This is a genomic window from Mesorhizobium sp. M4B.F.Ca.ET.017.02.2.1, from assembly GCF_003998955.1.
Taxonomy (GTDB): domain Bacteria; phylum Pseudomonadota; class Alphaproteobacteria; order Rhizobiales; family Rhizobiaceae; genus Mesorhizobium; species Mesorhizobium abyssinicae.
Map to the genome: position 1 here is coordinate 1 of NZ_RZOF01000117.1, position 15987 is coordinate 15987.

The window sequence follows — 15987 nt, forward strand, 5'->3', positions numbered from 1 at the left end:
GCTGATGACCGAGCGCATGCTCGATGCGCTGGCCAGGCTCGACGTCCGCCTGATCGCCGTCGACGAGGCGCATTGCATCTCGCAGTGGGGGCCGGCGTTCCGCCGCGAATACGAGGACTTGTCGCGGCTCGGCGGCATCTTCCCGGATGTGCCGGTCATCGCGCTGACGGCGACGGCGGACGAGGGGACGCGCGCCGACATCGAAGCCCGGCTGTTCGCCGGACGCGTCGAGACCCTGGTGCTGGGCTTCGACCGGCCGAACATCAAGCTTGCTATCGAGGCCAAGCAGGATAGCAAGCGCCAGCTGCTGCGCTTCGTCGAGCGGCATCCGGGGCGCAGCGGCATCGTCTACTGCCTGTCGCGCCGGAAGACGGAGGAGATGGCGGCCTTCCTCGAGAAGAACGGCGTCACCGCGCTCGCCTATCACGCCGGCATGAGTAAGGAGGCGCGTGAAGCCAACCAGAACGCCTTCATGACGCTCTCCGGCGTGGTGATGGTGGCGACCATCGCCTTCGGCATGGGCATCGACAAGCCCGACGTCGCCTATGTCTTCCACACCGACCTGCCGGGCAGCCTCGAAGCCTATTACCAGGAGATCGGCCGCGCCGGCCGCGACGGCAGGGCGGCGGAGGCGCATATGCTGTTCGGCCTCGGCGACATCCGCACGCGCCGCATGTTCATCGACGACGAGGACGCCGCCCCCGAGCACAAGCGGCGCTCGCATGGCCGGCTCGACACGCTGATCGGCTATTGCGAGACGGCGCAGTGCCGGCGCCAGGTGCTGCTTGGCTATTTCGGCGAACAGGCCGAGCCGTGCGGCAATTGCGACAACTGCCTCGAGCAGGTGCCGCGCGCCGACGGCAGCGCCGAGGCGCGTCTCATCCTCGCGGCCGTCGCACAGAGTGGCGAGCGTTTCGGCGCCGCCCATGTCATCGACATCCTGCTCGGCCACGAAACCGAGAAGGTGCTGGCCAGGAGCCATCAAAGGCTTGCCAGTTTCGGCACCGGCATGGCGCACAAGCGGCCTGCGTGGCTGTCGCTGATCCGCCAGCTCGTCGCCGGCGGGTTTCTCGTGCCCGATCCGGCCGGCCATGGCGGCCTTGCGATCTCCGAAACCGGCCGCGCGGTTGGCCGTGGCGAGGTCTCGTTCCAGTATCGCGTCGAGACGCGGCACCGCTCCATGCGCGGCAAGGCGCGCTCCGCCAAGGGTGGCGGAGCGGACATGGAAGGCGTGGATACCGCACTGCTCGCCACGCTCAAGACGCTGAGGCTGCGCCTGGCCAAAGAACGCCAGGTGCCGGCCTACGTTGTCTTCTCAGACCGCACGCTCATCGACATGGCCGACCGCCGCCCGCGCGACCTCGACGCCTTCGCCGAGGTGAACGGCGTCGGCGAAGCCAAGCTCAGGGAGTTCGGCGAGGTATTTCTCGAAGCCATCGCCGGGCATGGATCCGGAGCTTGACGGCGCCGATACCCTTCAGTAGTGCGCGTAGCCGCTTAGAGAGCATCTCTGCGACGCCGGGTACCTCAAAGGGCCGTCAATGCTGCGGCAGGTACGGAACCTGGACTTCGCGCCGCCGGTGCGCGCCTCTCGTCTGCTGGACGCAACAATTCAAATGAAAGCGCGGCGTTCATGGGACATCCGACCACATCCGGCGGGAGGCGAACGCGATGAGTTTCTGACTGTTGCCCCAGTGAGACAGTGCAACGGCTGCGCATCATCACCGCGGATGGCACGCAACGGTTGCTGTCAGATTTTCCCTTGGCGTTGATGATAGCTGGCGGGTTCGACGAATCCGAAATCGGCCAGCAAGAACGCCAAATCCCTATATTAGCAAGCTCTTGTATTTCTACTGAAGGAGGAGCATGCTTGTAGAAGGGCGGAGGAGGCCACCAAGGTAAACACGGTGGTCAAAGGGGTTAGGGCTATGGAAACTGTTTGTTACGTCCCCAGTGCATTCTGTCAGTTGTCGTTGCTCGTCAGCGTCGCGACGACGTTCCTCGTCATGACACCGTTCGCGGCTACTCGCCTATTGGTGTTGAGGATGCGCAAGCACTCTATCGGGAAGCTTCAGTTCGCCTAGTTCCCCTTGGGGGAGGATTATCGCGATGCGAACGTTTATGCTCATCCTCGTCGCGGTTGCCGCGTTCTTCGCATGGGACGGGCTGTTGAACGATGGCCGCTATGCCGATCAGATATTCAACCTCGAATTCCGGCAAGCTGCGCTCAGCCTGCCGAGCGACATTAGCTACGGTTACGAGGGCAAGTTCAACCGCTGACACGGCGTTATGCCGATGGTGGAAAGCGGAGAAGAACCCGCCATAGCGGTGGCTCAGGCCACGTTTCCCGATCGTAAGGCGCATTCCTGGCCGGCAGTTGCCGAACGCCGGTCGGCACGAGCCAAGTTCCGCCGATTTTTTTCACCTTTGTCCCCCGCCGCGGCGAAATTCCTACAAAAGGCATGCTCGGAAAGCCTTAGGTACGGCGCTGCTGGGACCCAGCGCAGTTTTTGAGGGCGTCAGCCCGGGTGGAATGCACGAATGACAATAATCATCGACAATGCCGCAAACTGGCGCGACATCGCGCGCGTCGGAGACGGCGAAAAGCTGGAATTGGCGCCGGCCGCCTGGGATCGCATCGCCTATGCGAACCGCATCGTGGCAAGCCTCGTCGAAAAGGGCATCCGCGCCTATGGCGTGAATACCGGGGTCGGAGCGCTTGCAAGCCAGGTGGTGGCGCCCGCCATGCAGGAGAAGCTGTCGCGCAACATCATTCTCAGCCATGCCTGCGGCGTCGGCGAACTCGCGCCTGAACGCGGTATCCGCGCCATCATCGCGGTGCAGGTGGCAAATTTCGCGCATGGCCATTCGGGCGTGCGGCCTGAGATCGTCCGCAATCTGCTCACCTTCCTCGAGCGCGGCTGCATTCCGGAAGTTCCTTCCCGGGGATCTGCCGGATATCTCACGCACAATGCCCATATCGCGCTGGTGCTGATCGGCGAGGGCATGGCAAGGGTCGCCGGACGCAGGATGAACGGTCGCCAGGCTCTGGCCGAGATCGGCCTGGAGCCGCTGGTGCTGGGCGCCAAGGAAGGCTTGAGCCTCGTCAACGGCACGGCATGCGCTACCGGCCTGACAAGCATTGCGCTGGTGCGCGCCGAGCGTCTGCTGTGTTGGGCCGATGCGGCGGCGGCGCTCACGCTGGAGGCCGCGGGCGGGCAGATGGCGGCCTTCGACGAGCATGTGCTCGCCATGCGGCCGTCGCCCGGCATCGAGGCAGTCGGCACGTCGTTGCGGCGTCTGCTCGATGGCAGCGGGCTGATCGCGGCGGCGCAGGGCAGTCGCACGCAGGATGCGCTCAGCCTTCGCGCGGTGCCGCATGTGCACGGCGCGGCGAGAGAGGTGTTGGAGCGCTCTGCGCAACTGGTCGATCGCGAACTGGCATCGGTAACCGACAATCCCGCGGTCTCCGGCACGATCGATGATCCGAAAGTGTTTTCGCAGGCGCATCCGGTGGCGCCCGCGCTCGGTCAGACCGCCGACAGTTTGACGATCGCGCTGGCGCAGGTTGCCGCCATGAGCGAACGTCGCATCGACCGCCTGGTCAACCCGCTGGTCAACAATCTGCCGGCATTCCTCGCCGCCGAAGGCGGTTGCAATTCGGGCTTCATGATCGCCCAGTACACCGCCACGTCGCTAAGCAACGTCAATCGGCGCCTTGCCGCGCCGGCAGCAACCGACGGCGGCGTCACCTCAGGCCTGCAGGAGGATTTCCTCGCCCACCCGACGGTGGCGGCCAACAAGCTTTTGGCCGTCATCGACAACGCCGAATATATTCTGGCGATCGAACTCATGGCAGCCGCGCAGGCGCATGATTTCCTGTCCGACCGCGCGGCACGGGCGCCAGGCACGGATGCCATCTATCGCGCCATCCGCGAGCGCGTCGCGCACTACAGCGATGACCGCCCGCTGTCCTGGGACATGGAAAAGCTGCGCGATTTCATCCGCGAGGCCGATGTGGGGCAGTGAAAGGCAGCTCCGAGCCGCCCGCCTGCGCAAAAGCTTCGGAGGGGCAACCTGCTTCGCACGAGGAGCGGGCTGTTCCCCGAAGCTCGAAGAGCGAGCAGGATGGCGGAGAGGGAGGGATTCGAACCCCCGATGCCCTTGCGAGCATGCCGCATTTCGAGTGCGGTGCATTCGACCACTCTGCCACCTCTCCGCGGTCATGGTCGGCCGTTGCCGGCGCGGCGCACTAGATAACGACTGGACGTAAAGGTTACAAGGCCAAATCTGCCGGATGTCAGGCTTCTTTGACGTGGTGTCGATTTGGTCACGGCCAAGCGCTTCCCGCGGGGCGGCCAGGTGGCCAGTCGGCGGCGTCAACGTTCGCCTATCACATGGACGACGGCGGCCGGCCTGGGCGCCGCTAACCGCCCGACGTTCATGGCGTCGGCCACTTGCCTTGACTTTGACCGGACCTTCGGTTAGGGAACGCGCGCAATCGGCGTGGAGGGGTCTTCCGCGCCGCTTGTTTTTTGAACCCGCAGACTGACAAAAAGACGGCCGAACCGCTCGATGCGGTTCATCGAGGCCGACCGAACAGCGAAAGGCAAAAAATGTTCGCAGTCATCAAAACGGGCGGCAAGCAGTATCGCGTCGCCGCCAACGATCTCCTGAAGATCGAGAAACTCGAAGCCAAGGTCGGCGACATCGTCGAGATCGGCAATGTGCTGGCGCATGGCGAGGGCGAGAACGTCACCTTCGGCGCGCCGTTCGTCGATGGCGCTCTGGTCACGGCCGAAGTCGTCGAGCAGGGCAAGAACCGCACCGTCATCGCTTTCAAGAAGCGCCGCCGGCAGAATTCGCGCCGCAAGATCGGCCACCGCCAGCTTCTGACGACCGTCCGGATCGCCGAGATCCTGCTGGGAGGCGCCAAGCCGGCGAAGAAGGCCGCCGCCAAGCCGGAGGCCAAGGCAGAGGCTGCTGCTGTCGAGGCGAAGGCCGAGGCCGCTCCGAAGGAGGCCAAGGCCAAGAAGGAAGCCGCTCCGAAGGAAGAAGCCAAGGCCGAGGCCGCCGCCGCGCCGCTGTTCAAGGCGCCGAAGGGCGAGCCGGACGACCTGACCGTGATCAAGGGCATCGGCCCGGTCGCCGCCAAGGACCTCAACGAGCAGGGCATCATCACCTTCGCCCAGCTCGCCAAGCTCTCCGACAAGGATGTCGCCAAGATCGACGAGCACATGCCGTTCAGCGCCGACCAGATCAAGGACTGGCGCGAGCAGGCCAAGGAGCTGGCGAAGAAGTAAGGCGCATCCGGCGAAACGATCGCCGGATCGGACTTGAAACGGAACGCGAACGCGTTCATAAGACCATTCAAACGCCCTCGCGGCGTATCGGAGTTAGTTAGATGGCACACAAGAAAGCTGGCGGTTCGTCGCGTAACGGTCGCGACTCGCACTCCAAGCGGCTCGGCGTGAAGAAGTTCGGCGGCGAAGCCGTGATTCCGGGCAACATCATCATTCGTCAACGCGGCACCTCGTGGCATCCGGGCACCAACGTAGGCATGGGTACGGATCACACCCTGTTTGCGCTCGAAGCCGGCGCAGTCGCCTTCAACAAAAAAGCCAACGGCCGAACCTACGTCTCGGTGAACCCGATTACCAAAGCAGCGGAATAGCCGGTTTCCGCACCACAACACCGGCACCCATCTCGGGAACCGGTGTCTGGCCAGGCCAGGAAAAGGATCAGGGGAGATGGGTTTCCATCTCCCCTTTTTCTTTGCCTGGAGGACTGAAAATGGTTGCCGAAGCGGAAGACACGGACGACGAAAGTTATGCGATAGACTGCCCGGTGCTGGCCACCGAGCGGCTGGTGATGCGCGCCCCGCGCGAGAGCGATATCGGGCAACTGGTGGCGCTCGCCGACAATCGTCACGTGGCCGAGATGCTGGCCCGCATGCCGCATCCCTACGGCGAGGCCGAGGCGCGCGCCTTCCTGGCCATGGCGTCGTCGCGCCGGGCGGGCATCGTCTACGCGCTGACGCTAGCCGGCACCGGCACCTTCGTCGGCTGCGCGGGGCTCAACACCACCGATCGCGGGCTGGAGCTCGGCTACTGGATCGGCGAACCCTACTGGAAGCGCGGCTATGCGACGGAAGCCGCGCACGCGCTGGTCGACCTCGCCTTCCAGAACACCTCGACCCAGGTGCTGCACGCCTCGACCCGGGTCATCAATCCGGCCTCGCGCCGGGTCATCCACAAGTGCGGTTTCCAGTATGCCGGCCAGGGCATGCTCAACTCGATCGTCGCCGGCCAGGTGCCGGTCGAGCGCTACCGGCTCGATCGCAAGACGTGGACCAGCCTGCGCAACTGGGTCCATTTCTAGGCATGTTGAAATTCAGGTGGGGCCGGCCTGCAAATGACCGTTTCCTGCGCTTCCGGTGCTCACGTACTTAAGTACGCTCCGCTCCGGTTCTCGGAAACGGTCATTTTCGACTCGGCCTGACCTGAATAGCAACACGCCTAGGCGCCGCGCCTCGAAGCTGAGATCAAAAGAACCGGTCAGCCCAGCTCGACCCATACCGGCAAATGGTCCGAACCCACCGCTTGCCGGTCGACCCACGAGCGCTTCAGCGACCTGGCGAGCGAGGCGCTGGTGAAGATGTAGTCGATGCGCTTGTGGCGGCTCGCATCGTCGGGCCGTTTCGGGTCGACCCAGGTGGCGAGATCCGGGACGCCGAGGCGCTCGGCGACGTCGACGGCGAGGTCGGCGGTCAAGGGCATGCCGAATTCGTGGTCCGGGCGGCCGGCAAGCTCGGCATATTCCGCGGAGCCGGGCAGCATGTTGAAGTCGCCCATGACGATGAAGGCTTCCGGGTAGGGCAGGTCCGGCAGGCCGATCTCGGGAATGCCGGAAAGACCGCCGCCCTCCAGCGCATAGTTCAGGAGGCGCTGGCGCAGGAAGCGGATCTGGCTCTGGCGTTCTACGGGGCTGCGATGATCGAGATGCGTGGAGTAGAAACGGATGAAGCCGAGCGGCGTCTCGATCAGCGCCTCGAGCGCGCCGCGCTGGAAGTTCATCGCCTCCAGGCTGCGGCTGCGCGGCAGAAGCAGGTTGCGCGACAGATGAATGGGTGTCTTCGACAGCACCATGTTGCCGAGCTGGAAGGTGGTCGTGATGGCGCGGCCGGCCTCCAGGCGCGAGCTGATGTTGACCTCGAAATTGCTGCCATAGGCGGCAAAATAGTCGGGCAGCGCCTCGCCGAGCTCGGCCACCATGTCGCGGTTGTCGTTCCTGGGGTTGTTGCGGGTGACCTCCTGCAAGGCGATCACGTCGGCGCCGCGCACGGCATCGGCGATGCGGGAAACATCGTAGCTGCCGTCGAGACCTATGCCGTACTGGATGTTGTAGGTGACAAGCTTCATTCCCGCGCCCCTCCAGCTCCGCCCGCCCACAGTGCTACCGCGTCCCTGGCAAAAGGGCATCCGGCGCTTTAGTCGCAAACCGCCCTCGCCCTTCGCCCCGATTGATAAGACCGGGTCTGCGTTTCCCGGAAACGGCGACCCGCCCTATCTCGTTCTTCCTCCGCAATTCCGGACGGAAAACCGCTCACACTTTTCCTGGAATTGCTTTAGAGCAATCCCGCAAGCGCAATAGCAGAAACCCGAAGATCCGATGAAATTTCTCGACCAGGCAAAGGTTTATATACGCTCCGGCGACGGTGGCGCCGGCTCGGTGTCGTTCCGCCGCGAGAAATTCATCGAGTTCGGCGGACCGGATGGCGGCGATGGCGGCCGCGGCGGCGATGTCTGGGCGGAGGCGGTCGACGGGCTGAACACGCTGATCGACTATCGCTACCAGCAGCATTTCAAGGCCAAGACCGGCATGCACGGCATGGGCCGCAACATGACCGGCGGCAAGGGCGCCGACGTCACGCTCAAGGTGCCGGTCGGAACCCAGATCTTTGCCGAGGACAATGAGACGCTGATCTGCGACATCACCGTCGTCGGCCAGCGCTTCCTGCTCGCCAAGGGCGGCAATGGCGGCTTCGGCAACCAGCATTTCAAGACCTCGACCAACCAGGCGCCGCGCCGCGCCAATCCCGGCCTGCCGGGCGAGGAGCTCAGCATCTGGCTGCGGCTGAAGCTGATCGCCGACGCCGGGCTGGTCGGCCTGCCCAATGCCGGCAAGTCGACCTTCCTCGCGGCCGTCACCGCGGCCAAGCCGAAGATTGCCGACTACCCCTTCACCACGCTCTATCCCGGCCTTGGCGTCGCCCGCATCGACGGTCGCGAATTCGTCATCGCCGACATCCCCGGGCTGATCGAGGGCGCGCATGAGGGCGTCGGCATTGGCGACCGCTTCCTCGGCCATGTCGAGCGCACGCGGGTGTTGCTGCATCTCGTCTCCGCCCAGGAAGAGAATCCCGGCAAAGCCTACAAGACCGTGCGCGCCGAGCTCGAGGCCTATGGCCATGGGCTGGCCGAGAAGGTCGAGATCGTGGCGCTCAGCCAGATCGACATCCTCGACGCCGAGGCGCGCAAGAAGAAGACGGCCTCGCTGAAGCGCGCCGCCGGCCGCGCGCCGCTGCTGTTGTCGGCCGTCACCGGCGAAGGCGTGGAAGCGGTGCAGCGCGCGCTGATGGCTGTTGTGGCCGAGGCCCGCGACGCCGTTCCCGCGCCCGTCGACACGCGCTGGCAGTGACCATGCAATCGCTGAAGAAATACCGGCGCATCACCGTCAAGATCGGCTCGGCGCTGCTCGTCGACCGCGGCACGGGGCTGAAGCGCGACTGGCTGGATTCGCTCGCCGACGACATCGCGGTGCTCGCCCATGGCGGCGCCGAGGTGCTCGTCGTCTCGTCGGGCGCGATCGCGCTCGGCCGCACCATCCTTGGCCTGGGAAAGAGAGCGCTGAAGCTTGAGGAGAGCCAGGCGGCGGCGGCCGTCGGCCAGATCGCGCTCGCCGGCGCCTGGTCGGATGCGCTCGGCAAGGGCGGGCTGAAATCCGGCCAGATCCTGCTCACGCTCGGCGACACCGAGGAGCGGCGGCGCTACCTCAACGCCCGCGCCACGATCTCGACGCTGCTCAAGATGAAGGCGGTGCCGGTCATCAACGAGAACGATACGGTGGCGACCTCGGAAATCCGCTACGGCGACAACGACCGCCTGGCGGCGCGGGTGGCGACGATGATGGGCGCCGACCTCCTGGTGCTGCTCTCCGACATCGACGGGCTCTACACGGCGCCACCGGCCAGGGACCCGCAAGCGAAATTCATCCCGGTGGTCGACCGCATCACCCCCGACATCGAGGCGATGGCGGGCGCGGCCGCCTCCGAGCTGTCGCGCGGCGGCATGCGGACAAAACTCGACGCCGGCAAGATCGCCAATGCGGCCGGCACCGCCATGGTCATCACGTCGGGCACCAGGCTGTCGCCGCTGATGGCGATCGAACGCGGCGAACGTGCCACTTTCTTCAAGCCGAGCGCCAATCCGGTGAAGGGCTACAAGACCTGGATCGCCGGGCAGCTCGAACCGGCGGGGCGGCTCACCGTCGATGCCGGCGCTATCGGCGCGCTGCTATCGGGCAAGTCGCTGCTGCCGGCGGGCGTCAAGCTGGTCAGCGGCAATTTTTCGCGCGGCGATACGGTGGCGATCCTATCGCCCGAGGGCCGCGAGATCGCGCGCGGCCTGGTTGCCTACGATGCCGCCGATGCCGTAAGGATCGCAGGTCTGAAGACGGCCGAGATCGAAACCGTGCTCGGCTACGAGGCGCGCTCGGCGATGATCCACCGCGACGACCTTGTGGTGAGCCATTCGAGTGATCAAGTATTGGCCGTTGATCAAGTATTGGCCGGCCGAAGCGGAGGATGAGCCATGCTGAAGCTGCATGAGAAATCCCGAGACGACACTGCGGCGCTGATGGCCGATATCGGCCGCCAGGCGCGCGCCGCAGCCCGACCGCTGGCCATTGCCACCACCGCCGCCAAGAACGCCGCGCTTGTCGCCATGGCCGAAGCCATTCTTCGCAACGAGCAGGCGATCCTCGACGCCAACGCAATCGACGTCTCGAATGGCGAGGAATCCGGCCTTTCCGGTTCCTTCATGGACCGGTTGAAACTGACACCGTCGCGCATCGAGGCGATGGCCGACGGCATTCGTGAGATCGCCGCGCTAAAGGATCCGGTCGGCGACGTGATTGCAGAATGGGACCGGCCGAACGGACTCCATATCGAGCGCGTGCGCACGCCGCTCGGCGTCGTCGGCGTCATCTATGAGAGCCGGCCAAATGTGACGGCCGATGCCGGCGCGCTCTGCCTGAAGGCCGGCAATCCGGTGATCCTGCGCGGCGGCTCGGATTCGCTCAACTCGTCCGCGGCGATCCATGCCTGCCTGGTCGAGGGACTGAAAGCGGCCGGCCTGCCGCAGGATGCGATCCAGCTGGTGCCGACCACCGACCGCGCCGCCGTCGGCGAGATGCTGAAAGGCCTCGGCGGCAATCTCGACGTGATCATTCCGCGTGGCGGCCGCAGCCTGGTCGAGCGTGTGCAGAGCGAGGCGCGGGTGCCGGTCTTTGCCCATCTCGAAGGCATTTGCCATGTCTATGTCGATCGATCGGCCGATCTCGACATGGCGGTGAAGATCGCCGTCAACGCCAAGATGCGGCGCACCGGCGTCTGCGGCGCGGCCGAGACGCTGCTGGTCGACCGTGCGGCGGCGGGAACGCATCTGGTGCCGATCCTCGAGGCGCTGCGGGCCGCCGGCTGCGAAATCCATGCCGATGCCGAGGTGCTGAAGGCGTTCTCCGACGCCAGTCCCGCGACCGATGCCGACTGGGTGACCGAGTATCTCGACGCCATCATCGCGGTGAAGCTGGTCGATGGCGTTACCGGCGCGATCGAGCATATCGAGAGCTTCTCCTCGCACCATACGGAGGCGATCCTGGCCGAGGACGCTGAAGCGGTGGAGCGCTTCTTCAACGAGATCGATTCGGCGATCCTGTTGCACAACGCCTCGACGCAATTCGCCGATGGCGGCGAGTTCGGCATGGGCGCCGAGATCGGCATCGCCACCGGCAAGATGCATGCGCGCGGACCGGTCGGCGTCGAGCAGCTGACCGCGTTCAAATACCGCGTGCGCGGGTCGGGACAGGTGAGGCCTTGATGCTATTTGCCGCTAGAGGTTGAAGCTTGCGCCCAGGCCCCCCTCTCTGGCCTGCCGGCCATCTCCCCCTCAAGGGGGGAGATCAACTTGCGCATAGGGCTTCGCCAATCGCCTACGTCATAAGATTTGCGCCTGCGGACGAGCTGCCGGTCTCCCCCCTTGAGGGGGAGATGCCCGGCAGGGCAGAGAGGGGGGCCTAGCACCGTGCTCTCGTCGCCTCAGCCCGCCGTCCCCGCGCACTATCTGCGCATGCCGCATGCCGGCAAGGGCGTTGCCGTCGGCCTGTTCGGCGGCTCGTTCAATCCGCCGCATGCCGGCCACGCGCTGGTCGCCGAGATCGCGCTGAGAAGGCTCGCGCTCGACCAGCTGTGGTGGATGGTGACGCCGGGCAATCCGCTGAAGAGCACGCGCGAGCTGGCGCCGCTGGCCGAGCGGTTGCAGCTGTCCGAGCAGATCGCAAAAAATCCGAAGATCAAGGTCAGCGCGTTCGAGGCCGCTCACCACATCCGCTTCACCGCCGACACGCTGGCGCTCGTCAAGGCGCGCAATCCCGGCGTCGACTTCGTCTGGATCATGGGCGCCGATTCGCTTCGCGACTTCCATCGCTGGCAGCGCTGGCGCCAGATCGTCATGACCTTCCCCATCGCCGTCATCGACCGCCCGGGCGCGACGCTGTCGTTCCTCTCCTCGGTGGTCGCCAAGACCTTCGACTACGCCCGCGTCGACGAGGGTGACGCGCCGCGCCTTGCCCGCATGAAGGCGCCGGCCTGGACCTTCATCCACGGCCCGCGCTCGTCGCTGTCGTCGAGCGCCATCCGCAAGGCGGCAAGGGGCTGAACGTCCCCCTTAGCGAGAAGGGGAAAGTTCGGCCATGTCGCTTTTGCGGCGGCCTTTCGCCGGCAGGTCGGCGATGCTGCGTGAATGCTGGAGAAGAACCGCACCACCATCGAGCCAGATGACGGCAAGCAGCCGGCGCCGCTGATCGCCATTGCCAGCGTCGTGGCGTCGATGGCGCTGATCGCGATCGGCAACGGGCTGATGTTCGCCTTCATCCCGGTGCGGCTCGGCGCCGACGGCTTCGATCCGACCTGGGCCGGGTTGATCGTCACCGGGCTTTCGGCCGGCGGGCTCGCCGGCTGCATCCTGACCGGGCCTCTCGTCCGGAGAGTTGGTCACGCCCGCGCGTTCATGGTGCTTTCGGCGCTGATCGCGCTCTCCAACGCGGCGATCGGCGCCGGCCCGATCCCGCTCATCTGGATCGCGGCGCGCGCGCTCTACGGTTTCGCCATCTGCGGTCTGTTCATCGTCGCCCAGAGTTGGCTGAACGATGCCGTCCCCAATGCCATACGCGGCCGCGTCATGGCGGTGTTCTACGTCGCCTATGTCGCCGGCCTCGGCGTCGGCTATGCGACGCTCGCCGCCATCGACATCCGCACCGCGGCAGCGCCGCTGATCGGGATCACCTTCACGGCGCTGTCGATCCTGCCGGTCGGCATGACGCGGCTGGCGCAGCCGCCGCCGCCGCAGGCGGCCTCGGTGGCGCTCGGCCGCGCCTGGCGGATTTCGCCGGTCGGGGTGGCGGGCATGCTCGCCGTCGGCGGCCTGTCGATGATCATCTCCGGTTTCGCGCCGATCCATGCCACTGCCAAGGGCTACAGCCAGGCGGATGTGGCGCTGCTGTTGTCGGCGATGCCGGTCGGCACGCTGATCCTGCAGATACCGCTCGGCTGGATCTCGGACCGGACCGACCGGCGCTATGTGCTGATCGGCGCGGCACTGCTTGCCCTCGTTGCCAGCCTGCTCGCCATCGCCTTCGACGGCGGCGCGCTGGCCGTCCTGCTCGTGGTCTATCTGATCTGGGATGGCGCGTCGGAATCGATCTATTCGCTGTCCAGCGCGCATGCCGCCGACCGCGCCGGCAAGGACGATCTGCTCGCCCTGTCGAGCTCGATGCTGTTTGCATGGTCGCTGGCGGGGTTTGTGGTGCCGGGCATCGTGACAGGGCTTTCCGCGGTCTATGGCACCGGGACGTTCATCTATGTCGGGATTGTCATCGCCTCGGCCTGTTCGTGTCGTGGCGGGTGCTGGCGGCACGGCCGGTCCCAGCCACCGCGACAGGCAGCTTCGCGCCGATGTGCGCGCAGGCGCCGCTGCCGGTGGAACTCGCCTTCGCGCCGGACGAGCAGCCTCGCCCCGGCAATTGAGGCGCGTTGTCGACGGCTTGCGCTACTGCCTGGTTGAGGGCGGTTCCTGGTGCGATGCTTCCGGTGGCGGCACCGGGACGGAAATGCCTTCGGTGTCGAAGGCCTGCTTGGCGCGTTTCGTGAGATCGATCTGGGTGGCGAAGAAATCGGCGGACGAAGTCCAGTAGCGCAGGCTGATGGCGACGCCGCTGTCGCCGACCGTGGCGACGAAGGCGATCGGCGCCGGCTCGCGCCTGACGCGCCGCTCGGTGGCGGCGACGGCGAGCATCGTCTTTTGCGCGAGGTCGATGTCGTTCCAGGAGCCGATGGTCAGTGTGACGTCGCCGCGGCGGACGCCGTTGCGCGTGTAGTTGCGCACCGGCTGGTTCCACAGCGTCGAATTGGGCGCCAGCACATAGACGCCGTCGACCGTCCGCAGCCGGGTCGCGAACAGGCCGATCTCCTCGATGGTGCCGGAAATGGGCCCGACCTCGACATACTCGCCGATGCGAAACGGTCTCAGCGCAAGCAGCATGATGCCGGCGGCGATGTTCTGCAGCGTGCCCTGCAGCGCCAGGCCGATGGCGAGGCCGATGGCGCCGATGGCGGCGATGATCGAGGCGGTCTGCACGCCGAACTGGCCGAGCACCATGATGACGACGAGGATCAGGATGGCGTAGCGGACGATCTTCGAGAAGAAATGGCGCAGCGTTGCGTCGAAGCCGTGGATGTGACCGAGGCCGCCGAAGATCGAGCGCTCGGCAAGGCCGGCGACGAGATAGCCGACGACCAGCAATATGACGGCGCCGACGGCCGAGAAGGAGTAGGAGACGATCAGGCTGCTGAGTTGCGCGAGGCCAGCCTGCACGGAGAGGAGCGTGTCCTGGGGATCGATCGGCATTGTGGGAAATCCGGTTGGTGGGCGAGCCGATAACCCATGTGGACGCCATGGGTTCCCGACTTTTTTCCTGCTTTGCGGAACCAAGCGGAGGGGATCGCGTTGGCGAGCGCGGGGCCACCGTCTTGAAACTGCAACGGAACTCTGCCTATCTAAGTGGTGTCACCTGATTTGACGGGTGATTTGGTTGTTCTTGCTGCGAAAGGAAAGACACTGAGAACAGCACTGCGGAAGAAGGCCGACATCGTGCCTTCGCCGGCCGGGATCAGCGGAAATGACGCCGTGTCCCGCGCCATCAAGACAGTCCTTGCCAGTCTGGAAGACTCCAAGGCCGAAAACATCGTCTCAATCGACATCCAGGGGAAATCGAGCCTCGGCGACTACATGGTCGTAGCGTCGGGCCGATCGCACCGTCATGTCTCGGCTGTCGCCGATCATCTCCTCAAGGCGCTCAAGGATGCCGGCCTCGGCATGGCGCGCGTCGAGGGGCTGGCCAGCGCCGACTGGGTCCTGATCGATTCGGGCGACATCATCGTCCATGTCTTCCGTCCCGAAGTCCGCGAATTCTACAATCTCGAAAAGATGTGGCAGGCGCCGGACCTCGAGGAAGAGACCCTTCACTGAGCCGTAACTTTGGGGTGCGTGTCCCCGAATCCCTGGGTGACATGCACTAGCGGCTCTTCGAGGCAAGGATGAAGATCACCGTTCATGCCGTGGGCCGGATGAAAGCCGGCCCCGAGAGAGAACTCGCCGACCGCTATTTCGAGCGCTTCGCTAGGAGCGGCCCGGCGGTGGGGCTGGAATATGCCGGCCTCGTCGAGATTGCCGAAGGCCGCGCCCAGACCGCCAACGAGCGCCGGCGCGAGGAAGGCCAGAAGCTGCAGACGATGCTGCAGCAAGGCACGGCACTGATCCTGCTCGACGAGCGCGGCAGGAGCTTCTCCTCCGAGGAATTCGCCGGCCGCCTCGGCCTGCTGCGCGACAGCGGCCGCAAGGCGCTGGTGATCGCCATCGGCGGCGCCGACGGCCACGACCAGTCGCTGCGCGACCAGGCCGATCTGGTGGTCTCGTTCGGCGCGCTGACCTGGCCGCATCAGCTGGTGCGGGTGATGCTGGGCGAGCAGCTCTACCGGGCCGCGACGATTCTTGCTGGACACCCCTACCATCGTTCCTGACGTCGCGGCCAAAGGACACGCCAGGGTCAGCACGCTCGGCCCAAGCTTTCCGGCGGCCGGATCGGCGTCATGAGCATCCTGCATGATCGGATGGACGTGCCTGTACGCCTGGCCGAGGAACTTGAGGACCCTGGAAGCGCGATCGGAAGATGCGTAGTTCTCCGAATTTCCGCCTCAATGGCCCGACATCACGGTAGTTGTGGGTTCTCCATCATGGTTGATGGTTCGTTAACGAAGCGGCGGATAGAGTCTGGGCCTGATGTCTGAAGGCTGGAATTCGAGAACGCGCGCCTGGCGCAGCCGCTGCGGCCTGACATTTGTCGCCGCGCTGATTGCGTTCCGTCCGGCCCTGGCGGCGGAAAACACCCTTGATCCAGCGCCCGATCCCGACCGGAGCCGGGCGGAATACGAACAGGTCTCGAAGGAAATCACGCTCTCGTCCGAGCGGCTGGCCAAGCTCGCCGCCGACATTGCGGCGGTCAAGAAGGATCATGCCTCGATCACCGCGGCGTTGATCCAGTCGCCGATGTCCTCGATGTCCTGGCCGAGCTTCTGCTCGGTCATCGCCGACT

14 protein-coding genes, 1 tRNA gene and 2 pseudogenes are annotated in these 15987 nt (G+C 65.5%); 14 read left to right on the forward strand and 3 right to left on the reverse strand.

The genetic code is table 11. The features are described from left to right. The 3 genes from EN738_RS16040 to hutH all read left to right on the forward strand — a co-directional run. The coding region (locus tag EN738_RS16040) for an ATP-dependent DNA helicase RecQ (protein WP_145966857.1) at nucleotides 1-1462 on the forward strand (1462 nt) is incomplete at its 5' end. Nucleotides 1463-2121: 659 nt separating this feature from the next. Next, nucleotides 2122-2280, forward strand: a complete 159-nt coding sequence (locus EN738_RS35505) for a hypothetical protein (RefSeq protein ID WP_189340228.1) — start codon at nucleotides 2122-2124, stop codon at nucleotides 2278-2280. Nucleotides 2281-2541: 261 nt separating this feature from the next. Continuing rightward, nucleotides 2542-4029 carry a histidine ammonia-lyase gene (gene hutH / locus EN738_RS16045; protein WP_127284545.1) on the forward strand — a complete coding sequence of 496 codons (1488 nt, stop codon included), beginning with the start codon at nucleotides 2542-2544 and terminating at the stop codon, nucleotides 4027-4029. Between the two features lie 100 nt (nucleotides 4030-4129). On the opposite strand, the gene EN738_RS16050 is transcribed toward hutH, so the two are convergent. Continuing rightward, nucleotides 4130-4219 (reverse strand) — tRNA-Ser (locus EN738_RS16050). A gap of 397 nt (nucleotides 4220-4616) precedes the next feature. Between EN738_RS16050 and EN738_RS16055 the strand changes: the two genes are divergently transcribed. From EN738_RS16055 to EN738_RS16065, 3 genes are all read left to right on the forward strand, one after another. Further along, entirely contained in the window at nucleotides 4617-5303 is a 687-nt protein-coding gene (locus EN738_RS16055; protein ID WP_127284546.1) for a 50S ribosomal protein L21, read from the forward strand. A gap of 101 nt (nucleotides 5304-5404) precedes the next feature. Next, the gene (gene rpmA, locus EN738_RS16060; protein WP_126057796.1) at nucleotides 5405-5674 is read left to right on the forward strand and encodes a 50S ribosomal protein L27; all 270 of its coding nucleotides are present in this window, start codon (nucleotides 5405-5407) and stop codon (nucleotides 5672-5674) included. A gap of 119 nt (nucleotides 5675-5793) precedes the next feature. After that, a complete protein-coding gene (locus tag EN738_RS16065; RefSeq protein WP_127284547.1) occupies nucleotides 5794-6381 on the forward strand; it encodes a GNAT family protein in 588 nt (195 codons plus the stop codon). Nucleotides 6382-6557: 176 nt separating this feature from the next. Here EN738_RS16065 and EN738_RS16070 read toward each other — a convergent pair whose 3' ends face one another. After that, on the reverse strand, nucleotides 6558-7421 hold the full coding sequence (locus EN738_RS16070; RefSeq protein ID WP_127284548.1) for an endonuclease/exonuclease/phosphatase family protein: 864 nt from the start codon (nucleotides 7419-7421) through the stop codon (nucleotides 6558-6560). A gap of 250 nt (nucleotides 7422-7671) precedes the next feature. On the opposite strand from EN738_RS16070, the gene obgE reads away from it, so the two are divergent. From obgE to EN738_RS16100, 5 genes and pseudogenes are all read left to right on the forward strand, one after another. After that, nucleotides 7672-8700: a GTPase ObgE gene (gene obgE, locus EN738_RS16075; RefSeq protein WP_127284549.1), complete on the forward strand. Its 1029-nt coding sequence runs from the start codon at nucleotides 7672-7674 to the stop codon at nucleotides 8698-8700. A gap of 2 nt (nucleotides 8701-8702) precedes the next feature. Further along, nucleotides 8703-9869: a glutamate 5-kinase gene (proB, locus tag EN738_RS16080; protein ID WP_127284550.1), complete on the forward strand. Its 1167-nt coding sequence runs from the start codon at nucleotides 8703-8705 to the stop codon at nucleotides 9867-9869. 3 nt (nucleotides 9870-9872) lie between these two features. Then, nucleotides 9873-11159: a glutamate-5-semialdehyde dehydrogenase gene (locus EN738_RS16085; protein ID WP_127284551.1), complete on the forward strand. Its 1287-nt coding sequence runs from the start codon at nucleotides 9873-9875 to the stop codon at nucleotides 11157-11159. A 249-nt stretch (nucleotides 11160-11408) separates the two neighbouring features. Then, nucleotides 11409-11996: a nicotinate-nucleotide adenylyltransferase gene (locus EN738_RS16095; RefSeq protein ID WP_127284556.1), complete on the forward strand. Its 588-nt coding sequence runs from the start codon at nucleotides 11409-11411 to the stop codon at nucleotides 11994-11996. A gap of 84 nt (nucleotides 11997-12080) precedes the next feature. Then, nucleotides 12081-13363 (forward strand): annotated as a pseudogene (locus EN738_RS16100) (MFS transporter). Between the two features lie 22 nt (nucleotides 13364-13385). Here EN738_RS16100 and EN738_RS16105 read toward each other — a convergent pair. Further along, the gene (locus EN738_RS16105) at nucleotides 13386-14243 is read right to left on the reverse strand and encodes a mechanosensitive ion channel family protein (RefSeq protein WP_127284553.1); all 858 of its coding nucleotides are present in this window, start codon (nucleotides 14241-14243) and stop codon (nucleotides 13386-13388) included. 243 nt (nucleotides 14244-14486) lie between these two features. Here EN738_RS16105 and rsfS point away from each other — a divergent pair, with 243 nt between their 5' ends. From rsfS to EN738_RS16120, 3 genes and pseudogenes are all read left to right on the forward strand, one after another. After that, nucleotides 14487-14864: a ribosome silencing factor gene (gene rsfS, locus EN738_RS16110; RefSeq protein ID WP_127284554.1), complete on the forward strand. Its 378-nt coding sequence runs from the start codon at nucleotides 14487-14489 to the stop codon at nucleotides 14862-14864. A gap of 68 nt (nucleotides 14865-14932) precedes the next feature. Next, on the forward strand, nucleotides 14933-15415 hold the full coding sequence (gene rlmH / locus EN738_RS16115) for a 23S rRNA (pseudouridine(1915)-N(3))-methyltransferase RlmH (RefSeq protein WP_127284555.1): 483 nt from the start codon (nucleotides 14933-14935) through the stop codon (nucleotides 15413-15415). A gap of 259 nt (nucleotides 15416-15674) precedes the next feature. Continuing rightward, nucleotides 15675-15987 (forward strand): annotated as a pseudogene (locus EN738_RS16120) (hypothetical protein); the annotation flags it as partial.

What these genes read in the sequence shown, in the direction of transcription:
- EN738_RS35505 (WP_189340228.1), top strand. Translation starts at nt 2,122, where the DNA reads ATGCTCATCCTCGTCGCGGTTGCCGCGTTCTTCGCATGGGACGGGCTG.
- rlmH (WP_127284555.1), top strand. Translation starts at nt 14,933, where the DNA reads ATGAAGATCACCGTTCATGCCGTGGGCCGGATGAAAGCCGGCCCCGAG.
- EN738_RS16065 (WP_127284547.1), top strand. Translation starts at nt 5,794, where the DNA reads ATGGTTGCCGAAGCGGAAGACACGGACGACGAAAGTTATGCGATAGAC.
- EN738_RS16055 (WP_127284546.1), top strand. Translation starts at nt 4,617, where the DNA reads ATGTTCGCAGTCATCAAAACGGGCGGCAAGCAGTATCGCGTCGCCGCC.
- EN738_RS16070 (WP_127284548.1), bottom strand. Translation starts at nt 7,421, where the DNA reads ATGAAGCTTGTCACCTACAACATCCAGTACGGCATAGGTCTCGACGGC.
- EN738_RS16085 (WP_127284551.1), top strand. Translation starts at nt 9,873, where the DNA reads ATGCTGAAGCTGCATGAGAAATCCCGAGACGACACTGCGGCGCTGATG.
- rpmA (WP_126057796.1), top strand. Translation starts at nt 5,405, where the DNA reads ATGGCACACAAGAAAGCTGGCGGTTCGTCGCGTAACGGTCGCGACTCG.
- EN738_RS16095 (WP_127284556.1), top strand. Translation starts at nt 11,409, where the DNA reads ATGCCGCATGCCGGCAAGGGCGTTGCCGTCGGCCTGTTCGGCGGCTCG.
- EN738_RS16105 (WP_127284553.1), bottom strand. Translation starts at nt 14,243, where the DNA reads ATGCCGATCGATCCCCAGGACACGCTCCTCTCCGTGCAGGCTGGCCTC.
- hutH (WP_127284545.1), top strand. Translation starts at nt 2,542, where the DNA reads ATGACAATAATCATCGACAATGCCGCAAACTGGCGCGACATCGCGCGC.
- proB (WP_127284550.1), top strand. Translation starts at nt 8,703, where the DNA reads ATGCAATCGCTGAAGAAATACCGGCGCATCACCGTCAAGATCGGCTCG.
- obgE (WP_127284549.1), top strand. Translation starts at nt 7,672, where the DNA reads ATGAAATTTCTCGACCAGGCAAAGGTTTATATACGCTCCGGCGACGGT.